We start from the raw sequence: 15,835 nt of genomic DNA, 5'->3' as shown, positions 1-15,835 counted from the left end.
CGGAACCTTCCCCGCGCGGCGCCCGCACGCCCAACGTTCAAACGGAGCAAGGAATGAACAAGGAAACCAGCATTGAAAGCATGATGCAGGAGAAACGCCTCTTCGAACCGCCCACCCAGGGCCGGGACAAGGCCTGGGTGCAGAGCCCGGAGCAGTACGCAGCCCTGTACCGCCGGTCCATGGACGACCCCGACGGCTTCTGGCTCGAGCGCGCCAAGGAGCTGCTCACCTGGTTCAAGGAGCCCACCAAGGGCGTGGTCGCGGACCTGGACAAGCCCGAGGTCTCCTGGTTCGAGGACGGGACCCTGAACGTTTCCTACAACTGCCTGGACCGGCACCTGGCGAACGGCCGCCGCAACAAGGCCGCCATCATCTGGCAGGGCGAGCCCGACGAGGACGTGCGGGTGTTCACCTACCAGATGCTGCACCGCGAGGTGAACAAGTTCGCGGCCGTGCTGAAGAAAAAGGGCGTGGGCCGGGGCGACCGCGTGGCCCTGTACATGCCCATGATCCCGGAGCTGGCCATCGCCATGCTGGCCTGCGCGCGCATCGGGGCCATGCATTCCATCGTCTTTGCCGGGTTCTCGGCCATGAGCCTGCAAAACCGCATCCAGGACTGCGAGGCCAAGGTCCTGGTCACGGCGGACGCCGTGCTGCGCGCCGGGCGCACCATCCCCCTGAAGCCCAACGCCGACGAGGCCCTCACGGGCTGCCCGTCCGTCCGCCACTGCGTGGTGGTGGACCGCGCGGGCACGGAAGCGCCCATGCTGGCCGGGCGCGACACCTGGTGGCGCGAGGAGATGGAGGCCGAGGACGTGGCCGGGTTCGTCACGCCCGAAGCCATGAAGGCCGAGGACATCCTGTTCATCCTCTACACCTCCGGGTCCACGGGCAAGCCCAAGGGCGTGGTGCACACCACGGGCGGCTACCTGGCCTACGTGGCCTCCACCATGCAGTACGTCTTCGACCTGCGAGACGACGACGTGTACTGGTGCACGGCGGACATCGGCTGGGTCACGGGCCACAGCTACATCGTGTACGGGCCCCTGGCCTGCGGCGGCACGTCCCTGATGTTCGAGGGCGTGCCCAGCTGGCCCGCGCCGGACCGCTTCTGGCAGATCGTGGAAAAATTCAAGGTCAACACCTTCTACACCGCGCCCACGGTGATCCGCGCGCTGATGCGCGAGGGCGTGGAGTGGACCGAGAAGCACGACATGAGCTCCCTGCGCGTCCTGGGCAGCGTGGGCGAGCCCATCAACCCCGAGGCCTGGATGTGGTACCACGACAACGTGGGCAAGGGCCGCCTGCCCATCGTGGACACCTGGTGGCAGACCGAGACCGGGGGCATCATGATCTCGGCCATGCCCTACGCCACCACCCTGAAGCCGGGGTCCGCCACCCTGCCCCTGCCGGGCATCGACGCGGCCATCGTGGACGCCGAAGGCAACGAGGTGGGCCCGGACCAGGGCGGCAACCTGATCATCCGCAAGCCCTGGCCCGGCATGCTGCGCGGGGTGTTCGGCGACCCGGCCCGCTACAAGACCACGTACTTCGAGCGCTTCCCTGGCATGTACGAGTCCGGGGACGGGGCCCGGCGCGACGCGGACGGCTACTTCTGGGTCATGGGGCGGCTGGACGACGTGATCAACGTCTCGGGCCACCGCATGGGCACGGCGGAGATCGAATCCGCCCTGGTGGCCCACGGGGCCGTGGCCGAGGCCGCGGTGGTGGGCATGCCCCACAGCATCAAGGGCGAGTCCATCTACGCCTACGTGACCCTGGCCGCCGGCCTGGAGGAGTCCGACGAGCTGGTGACCGAGCTGCGGGCCCACGTGCGCAAGGAGATCGGGCCCATCGCCTCGCCCGAGGTCATCCAGTTCGCCGAGGGGCTGCCCAAGACCCGCTCGGGCAAGATCATGCGCCGCGTGCTCCGCAAGATCGCGGCGGGCGTGTTCGACGAGTTCGGCGACACCTCGACCCTGGCCGACGCCACGGTCATCGACGACCTCATCGACGGCTACCACGAGATCATGGGGGACTAGGCTGGGAAGGCAGGGGCGCCGCCCCTGCACCCCGCCCAAGGGGGTGACCCCCTTGGGAATCCCCGTATGGGGAGTGTTCAGCGACAAACACAAATAAAAGGGCCGGGAGCTTGTGCTTCCGGCCCTTTTCGATTCAGGCTAACCCAGGCCCACGTCCAAGGCCATCATTACGGCGAAGCCCAGGACCGTGCCCATGGTGGCCCAGTCGCCGTTGCCCGAGGCCTGGGACTCGGGGATGACCTCCTCCACGGTGACGAAGATCATGGCCCCGGCCGCAAAGGCCAGGGCATAGGGCAGCATGGGCCGGGCCCAGAGCACGGCCATGGCCCCCAGGACCCCGGCGATGGGCTCCACCACGCCCGAGGCCTGGCCGTAGAAAAAGGCCTTGGTGCGGCTCATGCCGTCGCGCCGCAGCGGCACGGACACGGCCGTGCCCTCGGGAAAGTTCTGGATGCCGATGCCCAGGGCCAGGGCCACGGCCCCGGCCAGGGTGGCGGAGTCGATGTTCGCGGCCACCGCGCCGAAGGCCACGCCCACGGCCAGGCCCTCGGGGATGTTGTGCAGCGTGATGGCGAAGACCAGGAGCGTGCTGCGCTTCCAGTCCGTCCTGGGCCCCTCGGCCTCGCTCCTGGGCTGGTTGAGGTGCAAATGCGGCAGGGCCATGTCCACCACCCGCAGGAACACGGCCCCCAGCACGAACCCAGCCACCGCCGGGACAAAGGCCCAATGCCCCAGATGCGCGGACATGTCGATGGCCGGGGCCAGGAGCGACCAGTAGCTGGCCGCGATCATCACCCCGGCCGCGAACCCCAGCATCACGTCCAGGGTCAGCTTGGAAACGTTCTTGGTCAAAAAGACCACGGCCGCGCCCAGGGCCGTCACGCCCCAGGTGAAGCCCGTGGCCAGCAGGGTCTGCGGGACGGGCCCAAGCTCCTTGAATGCTTCGATCATACAACCTCTCCCAATTCCGAGTTCAAGGCTCAGTATAACTCTTTTGCTTGACGGGTCCAGCCCCCAAAACAGCTCTTACGGGCAGGGAATAGGGCCGCCCGCCCGCCCGGACATTGACTTCCAATACCAAGGAGGCATACTTCGGGCCCCGCGGCGTCTCCGTCAGTGCCGCTGTCTTTGGAGGAAGAATGCCAATCGTTGATTTGTTTGTCCCCTGCCTTGTAGAGGAATTCCTGCCCGATACGGCCCAGGCCTGCGTGAACGTGCTCACGCGCCTGGGCGCCGAGGTGTGCGTTCCCGGGGGGCAGACCTGCTGCGGCCAGCCCCTGTACAAGGCCGGACGCATGGACCAGGCGCGCGAAACCGCCCGCCGGCACCTGGCGCTGTTCGAAGGCGCCGAGCACGTGGTGGCCCCCTCGGGCTCCTGCGTCTACATGATGCGCACCCATTACCCCGAACTCTTCGCGGACGACCCGGGCATGCGCGAACGCGCCCTGGCCCTGGGCCGCAAGACCTTCGAGTTCTGCGAATACGTGGTCAACGTCCTGGGCGTCACCGATGTGGGCGCGAACCTCACGGCCCGCGCCGCCTACCACGACTCCTGCCAGGTTGGCCGTTCCCTGGGGCTGGTCAAGGAACCCCGCGCCCTGCTGGACGCGGTGCGTGGCCTGACCCGCCTGGAACTGGAACACCCCGGCGAATGCTGCGGGTTCGGCGGCCCCTTCAGCGTGCAGCACGCCGCTGTTTCCGGAGCCATCCTGGAGGACAAGCTCAAGGAAATCCTGGCCACGGACCCGGATTTCGTGGTCACGGCCGAGCCGTCCTGCCTGCTGAACATCCGGGGCGGCCTGAGCAAGCTTGGAACCGGGGTGCCCGTGACCCACGTGGCCGACGTCCTGGACATGGGGTTGGCGTCATGAGCAAGCCCGACTTCACCCAACGCTGCGAACAGGCCGTGGCCGACGCCCAGCTGCGCAAGACCCTGGCCCACGCCGCCGCGACTTTCTGCCAGAGCCACGCCCGCGGCTGGGCCACCCTGCCCGACGCCGAGGCCGCGCGCGACCGCGCCGCCGAGGTCAAGGCCCGCTGCCTGGCCAACCTGCCCGCCATCCTCAGAAAGCTGGAGGCCAACGTGCAGGCCGTGGGCGGGCACGTGCACTGGGCCAAGGACGGGGCCGAGGCCAACCGCATCGTGGCCGACATCGCCAAGGCCGAGGGCGTCAGGACCATCGTCAAAGGCAAGTCCATGGTCACCGAGGAGACGGGCCTGAACCATCTGCTCGAAGACGAGGGCATGGAGGTCTTCGAGACGGACCTCGGCGAATACATCATCCAGCTGGCCGGGGAAAAGCCCTCGCACATCGTGGCCCCGTGCCTGCACAAGAACCGCCGCCAGGTCTCGGAGCTGTTCAACAAGCACCTGGGCGAGCCCATCACCGACGACATCCCCAAGCTGACCCTCATGGCCCGCCGCGCTCTGCGCGAAAAATTCCTCAAGGCGGACATGGGCATCACCGGCGCCAACGTGCTGGTGGCCGAGACCGGCTCCGTGCTGCTCATCGAGAACGAGGGCAACATCCGCATGAGCACCACCCTGCCGCGCGTGCACGTGGCCGTGGCCAGCCTGGAAAAGGCCGTGGAAACCCTGGAGGACATGGCCACCATCCTGGCCGTGCTGCCCAGGTCCTGCACCGGACAGGTCCTGTCCTCCTACGCCTCGCTCATCACCGGCCCGCGCCGCGAAGGCGAGGCCGACGGCGCGCGCGCCTTCCACCTGGTGCTCCTGGACAACGGCCGCACCAAGATCCTGGCGGACAAGGCCATGCGCTCCATCCTGTCCTGCATGCGCTGCGGGGCCTGCTTCAACGTCTGCCCGGTGTACGTGCGCGTTGGCGGCCACGCCTACCCGGGGACCTACTCCGGGCCCATGGGCACCATCCTCGCGCCGCTCTTGGCCGACGCCCAGGGCAAGGACAATCCCTACTCCGCCTTCGCCTTCGCCTGCACCACCTGCGGGGCCTGCCGCGAAGTCTGCCCCATGCGCGTGGACCATCCGTCCCTGATCATGATGCTGCGCGAACGCTACGCGGACACCCGGTCCCCGCTGCCCGCCACTGCGGCCAAGGCCTTCACGCGCCTGGCCGCCAGCCCGCGCGCTTGGCGCATGGCCGGTTCCGTGGCCAGGACCCTGGACCCGCGCCTGAAGCTGGCCACGCACCTGCCGGGCATCGGCAAGGTGCTCTGCCGCTGGGCCGAGAAACGCGACCTGCCCGAATTCAAGGAACCCTTCTCCAAACGCCGCGCAAACCAGGGCGGGGGCAAATCATGAACGCACGCGAATCCATCCTCACGGCCCTGGAGGACGCCCTGGGCGCCGGAACCCTGGGCACCGGCCCGGCCATGAGCCAGGCCCCGGCCTTCGGCGCGGACGACTGGGCGCTGTACAAGGAGCGTGCGGACGCCTGCGGAGCGCGCTACCTGGGCGTGGCCTCCCTGGCGGAGGCCGCCGCGAGCCTGCGCGCCCTGATCCAGGAATACGAGGTCAAGACCGCCCTGGCCTGGGAGCATCCCGACCTGGACGCCCTGGGCCTCAAAGACATCCTCGTGGACGAGGGCGTCGCCCTGGTGCCCCACGACGCGCCCCTGGAAGAGCGCGCCCAGGTCGACATGGGCATAACCTCGGCCCACGCCGCGCTGCCCGAGTCCGGCTCGGTCATCGTCACGGCGCGCGCCGAAACCCCGCGACAGACCTCGCTCCTGCCGCCCGTGCACGTGGCCCTGGTGCTGCCCGGCAAAAGCGTACCCACCATCCCGGACCTGCCGCCCTTCATCCGCTCCCAGGCCGACGAGTCCGGCACCCTGCCCTCGGCCATGCACTTCATCACCGGCGCCAGCACCACCGCGGACATCGAAAAAACCATCGTCAAAGGCGTCCACGGCCCCACCGTGTGCGTCGTGTTGGCCGTGGAAGCATAGCGCATAGCGCGCGCGAAGAATTGCGAGGGAGGGGGCAGGGGGGCTTTTGAGGAAAGCCCCCCTGCCCCCTCCCTCGCGCTCCCTCCCCCATCCCCCAAACCTTTTTCTATGGGGGATGGTTCAAGGCCCGCAACCCTTATGCTGTAAGGGCTGATAACCAAATTTACCCAAATAAAGGGATTCCAAAGGGGGTTACCCCCTTTGGCAGGGGGCCCGGGGGACGGCGTCCCCCGGCCTCTTACGCCCGCGCCACGGCGGCGGAGGCCAGGGCGGCCACGGCGGTGACGCAGGCCACCAGGCCCAGGGCGTATTCCGGGGGCAGGAAGGTGATGGACAGGTTCAGGGGCGGGGTGTTGAAGAGCTCGGCCAGAGGCAGCTGCACGGCCTTGAGCAGCCCCAGGGACAGGCAGCCGCCCGCGAAGCCCAACACCGCGCCGCCCGTGACCAGGGGCAGGCGGATGTACCAGGTGCCCGCGCCCACGAGTTGCAGGATCTCCACCTCGTCGCGGCGCGAGGCCAGGGACAGGCGCAGGGTGTTGCCCACGATGAGCGCGGTGACCAGCCCCAGGAAGGCGATGAGCGGCCAGAGCACGCTGCGGGAGAACCCGCTCCAGGCCTTGGCCAGTCCCAGCTCCAGGGCGCTGTAGTGCACGTCCGCCACCCCGGGCAGCCCGCCGAGCTTGCGCAGCACGCCCTGGGCGAAGAGTTCGGGGTCCGCGCCCTGGGGCGCGCTGAACCAGAGCACGGCCGTGGCGGGCAGCGGGCTGTCGCCGGAGAGCCGCCGCAGGTCCTCGGGCGGGCTCTCCAGGGTCCGGGCCAGCTCGTCCAGGGCCTGGTCCGGGCTGAAGGTCTGTTTGCCCTGCAGGTGGTCCAGGGCGTCGAATTCCTGCCACTGGGCGCGCAAGGTCCGCATGTCCGCGTCGGCCCGCCAGTAGACCTGGAAGGCGAATCCGCCCTTGGCCGTGAGCAGCTCCTGGTTCAGGTTGACCACGAAGAGCAGGAACAGCCCGGCCAGGAACGCGGTGAGCGTCACGGCGGCCAGGGTCAGGGTCTGGGCCAGGGGGTTGCGCGCAAGGTCCGCGACCCCGCGACCCAGCAGGCGCAGGAGCGTCCTCATGGCTCCTCCGCGCCGGGCAGGCCCAGCTCGAGGTCCGGCGCCTCCCAGTTGGCGGCCACGGCGCGGCCGTCGCGCAGTTCCAGGCGCTTGGCCCCGGGCACGGCCTTGATGATCTCCTGGTTGTGCGTGGCCAGGATCACGGTGGTGCCGAAGGTGTGGAAGCGCTTGAAGACTTCCATGAGATGCCGCGCCAGTTCCAGGTCCAGGTTGCCCGTGGGCTCGTCGGCCAGGAGCAGCTGCGGGTTGGGCACGATGGCCCGGGCGATGGCCACGCGCTGCTGCTCGCCGCCCGAAAGCTCGGAGCAGCGGCACAGGGCCTTGTTCTCCAGACCCATGCTGCGCAAGACGGCGTTCACGCGGCGCTTGATGTTCTTCACGGGCATGCCGCGCACTTCCAGAGGCAGAGCCACGTTGGCGGCCACGCTGCGGTCCGCCAGGATCTTGAAGTCCTGGAAGACCACGCTGACCTGCCTGCGCAGCTGCGGCACCCGCCCGCGCCGGAGGTTCTTGAGCTCGAGGCCCGCCACCTCGGCGGAGCCGCGCTCCAGGGGCAGGGAGGCGTAGAGCAGGCGCAAGAGCGTTGTCTTGCCCGCGCCGGAAGGGCCGGTGAGGTAGAGGAACTCCCCTTTGTCCAGGGAGAAGGAGATGTTTTTCAGAGCCCAGTGCGTGCCGAAATTGTGCGACACGTGCCGGACCCGCACCATGGGCGTCGGCATATCACTGGGACGCTACAGGTTTTGCAACCCAAGGGCAACGTCCCGGTGCAGCGCCCTCCGGCCTCAGCCCAGGAAGCGTTCATTGGCCTCGCGCAGCCGCCGGGCGAGCTCCCCGGCCTTGGCCTCGGGGAAGCCGATGCGCGCGAGCCGGGGCAGGGCGTGGCCGCACAACTGGTCGAAAAAATCGCGCTTTTCCGCGACGGGCTTGTGGGCCATGTCCTTCCAGGAATCCAGGCCCCGGGCCTTGAGGGCCGCGTCGATGCCCAAGCGCAGGGCGCCCTTCACCGGCAGGGCGTCCAGGCCCGGAGCCATGTCCGTGACCACCCGGGCGAGGCTGACGATCTTCTGTTCCTGGCGTTCGATTCCCGTGGCGTTCATGTCCGCTCTCCTTGTGGGGGTTGGCTGCCGCCGCACCATGCGGCGCGGTCAATCTGTACCCCGGCACGCCGGAGGCGGCATTGACGCGGATCAACGCCTTGAAGAATTCCGGACGCTTACTGCCTGGGCCCTTGTTCGGACTCGTCCTCGGCCTGGCGCAGCTCCTCGGTCATGGCCGCGCGCAGCTGTTCGGAATAGGCGGCCAGGGCCTTGTGGTCGACGCCCGCGAGGACCTGGGCCTCGTCCCGGACCTCGGCCAGGGGCACGGGCAGGGAACAGATCAGGTGGATGCCGTAGGGCTTGCCGTTCATCTCGATCATGCCCAGGACGTTGGAGCGGCCCAGGCGGCGCTTGACGTCCGGGGGCATGGGCAGCGCGGCCAGGGCCTCGTGGGGCTGGAACAGGTAGCCCAGGCGCAGCCGGGGCGTGGTCATGGCCTCGTTCCTGAAGCCTTTGGACAGGTCCAGGCCGCCCTCGCGGGCCGCGTCGATCATCTTCAGGATGTCGGCGGCCATGGACTGCGCGTGGCCGTTCTCGTCTGCGGGCATGGGGTCCTCCTCGGCGGGGGGTTACGCGACCTGCACCAGCAGGCCTTTGAGGTAGTCGCCCTCGGGGAAGGGCAGGGCCACGGGGTGGTCCGGGGCCTGGGTGAAGCGGCGCACAATGCGCGCGTCCTTCCCGGCGTCCAGGGCCGCGCCCGCCACCACCTTCTGGAACAGGTCGGCGTCCATGAGCCCGGAGCAGGAAAAGGTGAACAGCAGGCCGCCCGGGCCCAGGAGCTTCAGGGCCTGGAGGTTGATGTCCTTGTAGCCCCGGCAGGCCTTCTGCAGGTTGGCGCGGGAGTCCGCGAACTTGGGCGGGTCCAGGACCACCACGTCGAAGGTCCGCTCCTGGTCGCGCATACGCCTGAGCGCCTGGAACACGTCCTCCTCCAGGTATTCGGCGGCGGCCTCATCCAGGCCGTTGAGGCGCGCGTTCTCACGGGCCAGGGCCAGAGCCGGGGCCGAGACGTCCACGTGGGCGCAGCGCGCGGCCCCGCCCAGCAGGGCGGAGACGCCGAAGCCCCCGGTATAGGAGAAGCAGTTCAGCACGTCGCGGCCCGCGCACATGGCGCCCACGGCGCGGCGGTTGTCGCGCTGGTCCAGGTAATAGCCGGTCTTGTGCCCGCCGCGCAGGTCCACCAGGAAGCGCGCCGGGGCCTCCTCGATCTCCACGAGGTCCGGGGGCGCGTCCCCCAAGAGCTGCCCGCTCACGGGCGTGAGCCCCTCGCGGACGCGCATGTCCCCGTCGGAGCGCTCCCAGAAGCCCTTGCAGCCCGTGATGTCCATCAGCCTGGCGGCCACCTCGGCCTTCCAGAGCTCCGCGCCGGCGGTCATGAACTGGCCGCAGAGCCAGTCCCCGTAGCGGTCCACCACCACGCCGGGCAGCCCGTCGGACTCGGCGTGCACCAGGCGGCAGGCCCGGGACGGCACGTCCGGCCCCAGGGCCTCGCGGGCCCGGACGGCGGTCCGCAGCCTGCCCTCGAAGAAGCCCGCGTCCACGGCCTCGCCCTCTTGGAAGGACCAGACCCGGCCCGTGATCTGAGACTCCGGGGAGTAGGCGGCCGCGGCCAGCCAGGTTCCGTCAGCGGAGACCACGTCCACGGTCTGCCCGAGCTTGGGCTTGCCCTGCACGGACTTCACGGCCCCGGAGAATATCCACGGGTGGCGCCTGAGCAGGGACTTTTCACGGCCTTTCTTGAGGATGAGTGTCGGCATGGCGCCCGTATACCAGCTTCCCGCAAGGGGTCAAACCCGCTTTTGGCCAGCCCGCCCGGTCGCGTGCGAAATGGAAACCCTGGCCTGCGTTTTGAGGTTGACCCTGGCGGCTGGTGGTCTACAATTGACGAAAACGCGAGAACCCAGGAAAAGCCATCAGGAAACGCCCATGGAATACCCCCTTTCGGACACGGAACTCTCCGCCCAAGACCAGATTCCCGGGGACGACCGTCCGCGCCGCAGCCAGAGGCAGGAGGCAAAGCCCTGCGCGAAGGCCCTGCGCGGCTCCGAGGCCCGGGAACTCGCCCACCTCAGGAAGATCAACCGCATCCAACGGGTCGTGCGCCCGGGCGGAGATCTCAACGAGACCATGAATCAGGTGGTCGAAGAGGTCCGGGACGTGTTCGACGCGGACCAGGTCATCCTGGTGCACCCCTGCCTGAGCGCCCACGGCTCCCTGCGCATCGCCTTTTCCAGCTCACGGCCGGGGGTTCCGGCCCCGCCCTACGCCCCCAACGAGGACGTGTCGGCGACCCGGGAGGTCGCGCAGACCCACCGCCAACTCCTGCTGAGCAAGGAGCCCCTGGTCACCGGGCCGGGCAGCCCGTACACCGTGCCCGAGCAGGTGGCAAAGGACCTGGGAGTGCGCACGGCCATGATCACGGCCCTGTACCCCAGGGAGGACGATCCCTGGATGCTGGCCGTGCACCAGTGCTCCCACGAGCGCGTCTGGAGCGAGGACGAGGTGCGGCTGCTCAAGGACATCGCCCAGATCATGGCCGCCATCCTCTGGGGCGTGCTCCTGGCCCAGGGGCTGGAAGACAGCAGGGAACGGATGCAGACCCTTTCGGCCCAGCTGTTCCGCGCCCAGGAGGAGGAACACAAGAAATTCGCCCGCGAGATCCATGACGACCTGGGCCAGCCCCTGGTGGCCATCAAGGTCGGCCTGGACAACGCCCTCTACGACCTGCCGGAGGACTCCCACCTCGGGCTCAAGCGCTGGCTCGTGTCCGCGGCCGGGCTGGCCAAGTCCCTGGTGGACCGGGTGCGCATGATGCAGGACGCCATGTACCCGGCCACGCTCCAGGATTTCGGTCTGCTCCTGGCCCTGGACGCCTTCATCAACAACTACCAGAAAATCTACCCCGGGCTGATGGTGAACAAGGTCGTGCTGGTACAGGAGGAGGACATCCCCGAGACCCTGGGCGTGATCATCTTCCGCATCGTGCAGGAAGCCTTGTACAACGCGGCCAAGCACAGCGGCGGAGACGCCGTGTCCGTGGCCCTGGAAAGGCGCGACCAGCGCCTGCGCCTGGCCGTGCGCGACAACGGCCAGGGCTTCGACCTGTCCGAGGCGGCCCCCTGCCCCGGCAGCCTCACGGGCCTGGGACTGCCCAGCATGCGCGAACGCGCGGAGATCACCGGCGGCGCCTTTTCCATCCATTCCGCGCCCGGCAAGGGCACCTTCATCCAGATCGAATGGCCCCTGCCCCGGGATTGATCTCCCGCCAGGAACCCTTGTCCCGCAAGGGCCGATAGCCTATTCCCCGGCCTGCGACACGCCCTGGACCCCGGCCTCGCGCAGCCAGGCCAGCATGGCCCCATGATGGGACCCCGCCCAGTATACGCGCCCGCAGGCGGGACAGCGGTGGAAGTCATGGTAGTGTTTCCTGGTCAGCGGCAGGAGCCGGTGCAGGATTTCGGCCTTGGGCACGGGGAGCAGCGGCTCGTTGCAGCGCAGGCAGCGCCCCAGGGGGCTGAAGGGCCCGCGCAGCCCGAACTGCGCGAGGATCTCCAGAAGCTGCTCCCGGGGGCGCTCGGCGCGCAGCAGGCGGCCGTGTGTCACGGCCGAGCGCTTGAGAAGGGCGCGGTCCCGGGAGAGCACGATGCGCCCCTCGCGAGCCGCGACCCGGGCGATATCCTCGTCGTCCCAGGCCGGGTTCCCGGCCGCGTCCAGGCCCAGCATGCGCAGGAGCGCCCCGAGCTTGGCCACGTTGGCGTCCACCACGAAGGCCGCGCGGGGAAGGGGCGCGGGGCGCAGCAGGCAGGGACGGGTCACGTCCACGGGCGCGGCCACGGCGAACACGTGCACCTCCAGCCCGGGTTCCAGGGGCTGGCCGAAGCCAGCCTCCAGGCCGTCCGCCAGGATGCGCCCCACCTCGGTGTGGGGCACGCCCAGGGCCTCGATGACGTCCTTGAGGGACGCGGCGCGGTCCACGGGATAGCGCACCACCCCGCTTTGCCGGGCCTGGCGCACGGCCTCGCGCGGCAGCTTGCCCCGGCCCCGGTTGCCCGGCTCCAGGAATTGCCGTACATCGTCGTGGAAGGTGAAAATCGCCTCGGGTGTCCGGCTCATGGCCCCTCGCCCCCGGCCTCGACACGTCCAGGAATCAACGGTTCTCCATGAACACCTACCTGATCATCATCCTGGGGTCCATGTTCGCGGGCTTCGCCCTGAGCGCGGCGGCGGCCCTCCTGAACATCCGGGCCCTGGCCCCGGATGTCCCCGGCGATCTCGCCGGGAGCATCGACGCGGCGGACTACGCCCGGTCCCAGGACTACGCCCGGGCCACGGGCCGCTTCGACCTGGCCTCGGACACCTGGCAGCTGGCCCTGGTCACGGCCTTCATCCTGGCGGGCGGCTTCGCCTGGGCCGACAACGCGGCGCGCGCCGCGGGCCTCGGCCCCCTGGGCACGGGGCTGGCCTTTTTCGGCATCCTGTTCCTGCTCTCCGAGGCCGCGTCCCTGCCTCTGTCCGCTTGGCGGACCTTCGTCATCGAGGAGCGCTTCGGGTTCAACCGCACCAGCGCGGGCACCTTCGTCCTGGACCGGCTCAAGGGCTGGCTCCTGGGGATCGCCATAGGCGGCCCGCTGGCGGCCATGGTGCTGTGGTTCTTCCACGTCGCCGGGCCCTGGGCCTGGGTCCTGGCCTGGGCCGGGATAGCCGTGGCCTCCGTGGCCCTGCAATACGTCGCGCCGGCGCTGATCCTGCCCCTGTTCAACACCTTCACGCCCCTGCCCGAGGGCGAGCTGCGCACGGCGCTTACGGACTACGCGGCGCGCGAGGGCTTCGCCCTGTCCGGTCTGTTCGTCATCGACGGGTCGCGGCGCTCGGCCAAGTCCAACGCCTTTTTCACGGGCCTGGGCCGCAGGAAGCGCATCGCCCTGTTCGACACCCTGGTCCAGGCCATGGACACCCGGGAAATCGTGGCCGTGGCGGCCCACGAGGTGGGGCACTGGCGCTGCGGGCACATCCTGCGCATGACCGCCGGGGCGCTGGCGCGCATGGGGCTGATGTTGTTCTTGATGTCCCTGTTCCTGGACAACCGCGAGCTGTTCGCGGCCTTCGGGGTGCGGGAGACGTCGGTGCACGCGGGGCTGGTGTTCTTCCTGCTGCTGTACACGCCCCTGTCCCTGGCCCTGGGGCTGGTGGAGCAGGCCCTGTCCCGGCGCTACGAGTTCCAGGCCGACGCCTTCGCGGCCCGCTCCACCGGGGACCCAGAGGCCCTGGCCTCGGCCCTGGGGACCCTGGCCCGCACCAACCTCGCCAATCTCACGCCCCACCCCCTGTACGTGGCCGTGCACCATTCCCACCCGCCGGTCCTGCGGCGCATCCGCGCCCTGCGCGCGGCCGTGCGCTGAAGGCCGCCCGCAGCCTACCGGCCCTTGCTGGGCAAGGGTTCGCGAATGCCGCCTCGCGCGGCGCATGCAACGGGAATCGAGGGAGGCGAGGCTCAGTCTCCGCTGATCATCTTCATGAACACAGCCACGCAGTCCGGACAGAGATGGCTGACCTTGGCCTCGTCGATGATGGCCAGGACGCGCTCCTCGGGCATGGGGTCGCGGTAGGGGCGGTTGCTGGTCAGGGCGTGGTAGATGTCGCCCACGGCGATGATCCGCGCCCAGAGGGGGATGTCCTTGCCCTTGAGGCCCTGGGGATAGCCCTTGCCGTCCATGCGCTCGTGGTGGCTGAGCACCGCCGGGATGAGCTGCTCCATGCTGGGGATGGGCTTGAGGATCTCCGCGCCGATGGTGGGGTGGGTCTTGATGATCTCGTATTCCTTGAGGGTCAACTTGCCGGGCTTGAGGAGCACGCTGTCCGGGATGCCGATCTTGCCCAGGTCGTGCAGGCGCGCGGCGATCTCCAGGCTCTCCAGTTCGTCCTCCTCGAAGCCCATGACCCGGCCCATGCCCACGGCTATCTCGGCCACGGCCTCGGAATGGCCCCGGGTGTAGACGTCGCGCGCCTCCAGGGCCTGGATTAGGCTGGTGATGGAGCCCAGCATCAGGGTGTGCTCGTGGCGCAGGCGCTCCTTTTCCCGCAGGAGCTTGCGGAAATGGTCCGAGAGCAGCTTCTCCATGGTGTGCAGCAGCTGCTCCATGCCGAAGGGCTTGACCAGGTAGGCGGCCGCGCCCAGCTGGTACATGCGGCGGACGAGCGCGGAATCGTCGTCCGCGCTCATGATCAGGAAGGGGATGTTCTCCAGCTCCGGGTCGGCCAGCACGCGCATGCAGAACTGCACGCCGTTCATCACGGGCATGTCGATGTCGCTGATGATGACGTCGGGCCGCACCCCGTCCTTGAGCATGTCCAGGGCCTCACGCCCGTTCTTGGCGCTCTGCACCTTGTAGCCGGCCTTGTCCAGTGCGCTGGCCACGGTCTTGCGGATGTATCCCGAGTCGTCCACCACCAGCACGACCCGGTTGCGGATCACGTCCTGGCGATCCAGGAACTCGCGCACGCTGGCCAGGAACTTGTCCGGCCCGCCGGACTTGGTCAGGTAGCCGTCCGCGCCCACGCGGAAGCCGCGCTCGATGTCCTCGTCGCGGTCGCGGGAGCTGAGGATCAATACGGGGGTGCTGCTCGTGGACGGATCGGACTTGATGGCCTCGCACATCTCGAAACCGTTCATATGCGGCATGTCCACGTCGGAGATGACCAGATCGAACTCTCCGGCGTGGCGGCGCGCGGTTTCAAGCCCCTTGGCGCCGTCCTCGGCCTGCGTGACCACGGCGCCCAATGCCTTGAGCTGCTTGAGCAGCGCCTTGCGGATGGTGATGCTGTCGTCAACTATGAGTATGCGGGGGTCTGGCATAGAAAATTCATATGTCGTTTTCCGTTTTTACGCAACGGACAACACGCGGCGCGAACGTACTGGGGCCCGCTGGTTTTCATGTCTTTGTCGCCGCGGGGAACGGCCGGTATCCACAAACCGTTTCCGCCGGGCTATACCTTTCCCGTGGCCAGGAGCCGCAGTCCTTCCCAGAAGAACAACAGAGCGAACACGCCCAGCACCGCGGCCATGACGCGCAGGACCAGGCGATAGCCCCGGCCCGCCAGGAGCCCGCGGGAACGTCCGGCCGCCACGGCCACCACTATCTTGGAACCCACTAGGCAGCCGTAAAACCCGGCCAGAAACAGCCCGGGCCCGGCCGCGCCCTCCTGGCGCCAGCCCGCCATCAGCAGCGGCGAGCCCACCGTGATCCAGAACAGGTAGGGATGGGGGCTCAGGATGTTGGCCAGCACCCCGCGCAGGAGGGAACGGCGCGCCTCGTCCTCACCGGACGCGGGGATCCGCGCCTTCCAGGCGTCCAGGGCCATCAGCAGGATGAAGCAGCCGCCCGCCAGGGACACGCCGCCCAGGACGCGCGGCAGCCCCGAGGCCTGGGCCAGCAGGAACGTGCACAGGACGATGATGGGCACATCCGTGACCAGGGGGGACAGGGCCACGCGCACCCCGGCCCCCGGCCCCGAGGCCACGGCCTCGGTGATGACCAGGGACAGAAGCGGCCCGGGCGACAGCCCGGCCGACAGGCCCAGCACAGCGCCCGACGCAAACTCGTTCCACAGGGAAAGCATAGCCGGATGGTGCCCGCCGAATGCGGAAAAAGCAAGGA

At 69.0% G+C, this 15,835-nt stretch carries 15 protein-coding genes; 6 read left to right on the top strand and 9 right to left on the bottom strand.

Translation table 11 applies throughout. The features are described from left to right. The first annotated feature begins 53 nt into the window (after nucleotides 1-53). Nucleotides 54-2,042 (top strand): acetate--CoA ligase, encoded by a 1,989-nt coding sequence (gene acs, locus ACYYG1_RS08190; RefSeq protein ID WP_461209812.1) that lies wholly within the window; start codon nucleotides 54-56, stop codon nucleotides 2,040-2,042. A 138-nt stretch (nucleotides 2,043-2,180) separates the two neighbouring features. Here the strand turns inward: acs and ACYYG1_RS08185 are convergent, their stop codons facing one another. Beyond that, nucleotides 2,181-2,993 carry a ZIP family metal transporter gene (locus ACYYG1_RS08185; protein ID WP_461209811.1) on the bottom strand — a complete coding sequence of 271 codons (813 nt, stop codon included), beginning with the start codon at nucleotides 2,991-2,993 and terminating at the stop codon, nucleotides 2,181-2,183. A gap of 188 nt (nucleotides 2,994-3,181) precedes the next feature. Between ACYYG1_RS08185 and ACYYG1_RS08180 the strand changes: the two genes are divergently transcribed. From ACYYG1_RS08180 to ACYYG1_RS08170, 3 genes are read left to right on the top strand one after another with little or no spacing between them, the layout of a single operon-like run. Next, nucleotides 3,182-3,913 (top strand): (Fe-S)-binding protein, encoded by a 732-nt coding sequence (locus ACYYG1_RS08180; RefSeq protein WP_461209810.1) that lies wholly within the window; start codon nucleotides 3,182-3,184, stop codon nucleotides 3,911-3,913. After that, nucleotides 3,910-5,322 (top strand): LutB/LldF family L-lactate oxidation iron-sulfur protein, encoded by a 1,413-nt coding sequence (locus ACYYG1_RS08175; protein WP_461209809.1) that lies wholly within the window; start codon nucleotides 3,910-3,912, stop codon nucleotides 5,320-5,322. Before ACYYG1_RS08180 ends, ACYYG1_RS08175 begins: the two co-directional genes overlap by 4 nt. After that, nucleotides 5,319-5,969 (top strand): LutC/YkgG family protein, encoded by a 651-nt coding sequence (locus ACYYG1_RS08170; RefSeq protein ID WP_461209808.1) that lies wholly within the window; start codon nucleotides 5,319-5,321, stop codon nucleotides 5,967-5,969. The genes ACYYG1_RS08175 and ACYYG1_RS08170 overlap by 4 nt, the downstream gene beginning before the upstream one ends. A 238-nt stretch (nucleotides 5,970-6,207) precedes the next feature. Here ACYYG1_RS08170 and ACYYG1_RS08165 read toward each other — a convergent pair whose 3' ends face one another. The 5 genes from ACYYG1_RS08165 to ACYYG1_RS08145 all read right to left on the bottom strand — a co-directional run bounded on the left by ACYYG1_RS08165 (nucleotide 6,208) and on the right by ACYYG1_RS08145 (nucleotide 9,937). Continuing rightward, nucleotides 6,208-7,086 (bottom strand): cell division protein FtsX, encoded by an 879-nt coding sequence (locus ACYYG1_RS08165; protein ID WP_461209807.1) that lies wholly within the window; start codon nucleotides 7,084-7,086, stop codon nucleotides 6,208-6,210. After that, nucleotides 7,083-7,772 (bottom strand): cell division ATP-binding protein FtsE, encoded by a 690-nt coding sequence (gene ftsE, locus ACYYG1_RS08160; protein ID WP_461209806.1) that lies wholly within the window; start codon nucleotides 7,770-7,772, stop codon nucleotides 7,083-7,085. The genes ACYYG1_RS08165 and ftsE overlap by 4 nt, the downstream gene beginning before the upstream one ends. A gap of 93 nt (nucleotides 7,773-7,865) precedes the next feature. Beyond that, complete coding sequence (locus ACYYG1_RS08155; RefSeq protein ID WP_461209805.1) at nucleotides 7,866-8,180, bottom strand: hypothetical protein; 315 nt, start codon at nucleotides 8,178-8,180, stop codon at nucleotides 7,866-7,868. Between the two features lie 116 nt (nucleotides 8,181-8,296). Next, on the bottom strand, nucleotides 8,297-8,728 hold the full coding sequence (locus ACYYG1_RS08150) for a hypothetical protein (RefSeq protein ID WP_461209804.1): 432 nt from the start codon (nucleotides 8,726-8,728) through the stop codon (nucleotides 8,297-8,299). 21 nt (nucleotides 8,729-8,749) lie between these two features. Beyond that, a complete protein-coding gene (locus tag ACYYG1_RS08145; protein WP_461209803.1) occupies nucleotides 8,750-9,937 on the bottom strand; it encodes a class I SAM-dependent rRNA methyltransferase in 1,188 nt (395 codons plus the stop codon). A 169-nt stretch (nucleotides 9,938-10,106) separates the two neighbouring features. Between ACYYG1_RS08145 and ACYYG1_RS08140 the strand changes: the two genes are divergently transcribed. Then, nucleotides 10,107-11,438, top strand: coding sequence for a GAF domain-containing sensor histidine kinase (locus tag ACYYG1_RS08140; protein WP_461209802.1), 1,332 nt, complete (start codon nucleotides 10,107-10,109; stop codon nucleotides 11,436-11,438). Between the two features lie 39 nt (nucleotides 11,439-11,477). Here the strand turns inward: ACYYG1_RS08140 and ACYYG1_RS08135 are convergent, their stop codons facing one another. Next, nucleotides 11,478-12,293 (bottom strand): Mut7-C RNAse domain-containing protein, encoded by an 816-nt coding sequence (locus ACYYG1_RS08135; protein ID WP_461209801.1) that lies wholly within the window; start codon nucleotides 12,291-12,293, stop codon nucleotides 11,478-11,480. 47 nt (nucleotides 12,294-12,340) lie between these two features. Here ACYYG1_RS08135 and ACYYG1_RS08130 point away from each other — a divergent pair, with 47 nt between their 5' ends. Continuing rightward, entirely contained in the window at nucleotides 12,341-13,579 is a 1,239-nt protein-coding gene (locus tag ACYYG1_RS08130; protein ID WP_461209800.1) for a M48 family metallopeptidase, read from the top strand. A gap of 92 nt (nucleotides 13,580-13,671) precedes the next feature. On the opposite strand, the gene ACYYG1_RS08125 is transcribed toward ACYYG1_RS08130, so the two are convergent. Both ACYYG1_RS08125 and ACYYG1_RS08120 read right to left on the bottom strand, forming a co-directional pair. Beyond that, a complete protein-coding gene (locus ACYYG1_RS08125; RefSeq protein WP_461209799.1) occupies nucleotides 13,672-15,033 on the bottom strand; it encodes a response regulator in 1,362 nt (453 codons plus the stop codon). Nucleotides 15,034-15,164: 131 nt separating this feature from the next. After that, nucleotides 15,165-15,797 (bottom strand): LysE family translocator, encoded by a 633-nt coding sequence (locus ACYYG1_RS08120; RefSeq protein ID WP_461209798.1) that lies wholly within the window; start codon nucleotides 15,795-15,797, stop codon nucleotides 15,165-15,167. Nucleotides 15,798-15,835: the final 38 nt, after the last annotated feature.

It is taken from the genome of Desulfocurvus sp. DL1XJH-121 (assembly GCF_054819825.1).
This window is presented reverse-complemented; position numbering and strand designations above follow the sequence as displayed.

Bases quoted from the DNA above. Each gene is read 5' to 3' on its own strand.
- acs (WP_461209812.1), top strand. From the start codon at position 54: ATGAACAAGGAAACCAGCATTGAAAGCATGATGCAGGAGAAACGCCTC.
- ACYYG1_RS08185 (WP_461209811.1), bottom strand. From the start codon at position 2,993: ATGATCGAAGCATTCAAGGAGCTTGGGCCCGTCCCGCAGACCCTGCTG.
- ACYYG1_RS08180 (WP_461209810.1), top strand. From the start codon at position 3,182: ATGCCAATCGTTGATTTGTTTGTCCCCTGCCTTGTAGAGGAATTCCTG.
- ACYYG1_RS08175 (WP_461209809.1), top strand. From the start codon at position 3,910: ATGAGCAAGCCCGACTTCACCCAACGCTGCGAACAGGCCGTGGCCGAC.
- ACYYG1_RS08170 (WP_461209808.1), top strand. From the start codon at position 5,319: ATGAACGCACGCGAATCCATCCTCACGGCCCTGGAGGACGCCCTGGGC.
- ACYYG1_RS08165 (WP_461209807.1), bottom strand. From the start codon at position 7,086: ATGAGGACGCTCCTGCGCCTGCTGGGTCGCGGGGTCGCGGACCTTGCG.
- ACYYG1_RS08155 (WP_461209805.1), bottom strand. From the start codon at position 8,180: ATGAACGCCACGGGAATCGAACGCCAGGAACAGAAGATCGTCAGCCTC.
- ACYYG1_RS08150 (WP_461209804.1), bottom strand. From the start codon at position 8,728: ATGCCCGCAGACGAGAACGGCCACGCGCAGTCCATGGCCGCCGACATC.
- ACYYG1_RS08145 (WP_461209803.1), bottom strand. From the start codon at position 9,937: ATGCCGACACTCATCCTCAAGAAAGGCCGTGAAAAGTCCCTGCTCAGG.
- ACYYG1_RS08140 (WP_461209802.1), top strand. From the start codon at position 10,107: ATGGAATACCCCCTTTCGGACACGGAACTCTCCGCCCAAGACCAGATT.
- ACYYG1_RS08135 (WP_461209801.1), bottom strand. From the start codon at position 12,293: ATGAGCCGGACACCCGAGGCGATTTTCACCTTCCACGACGATGTACGG.
- ACYYG1_RS08130 (WP_461209800.1), top strand. From the start codon at position 12,341: ATGAACACCTACCTGATCATCATCCTGGGGTCCATGTTCGCGGGCTTC.
- ACYYG1_RS08125 (WP_461209799.1), bottom strand. From the start codon at position 15,033: ATGCCAGACCCCCGCATACTCATAGTTGACGACAGCATCACCATCCGC.
- ACYYG1_RS08120 (WP_461209798.1), bottom strand. From the start codon at position 15,797: ATGCTTTCCCTGTGGAACGAGTTTGCGTCGGGCGCTGTGCTGGGCCTG.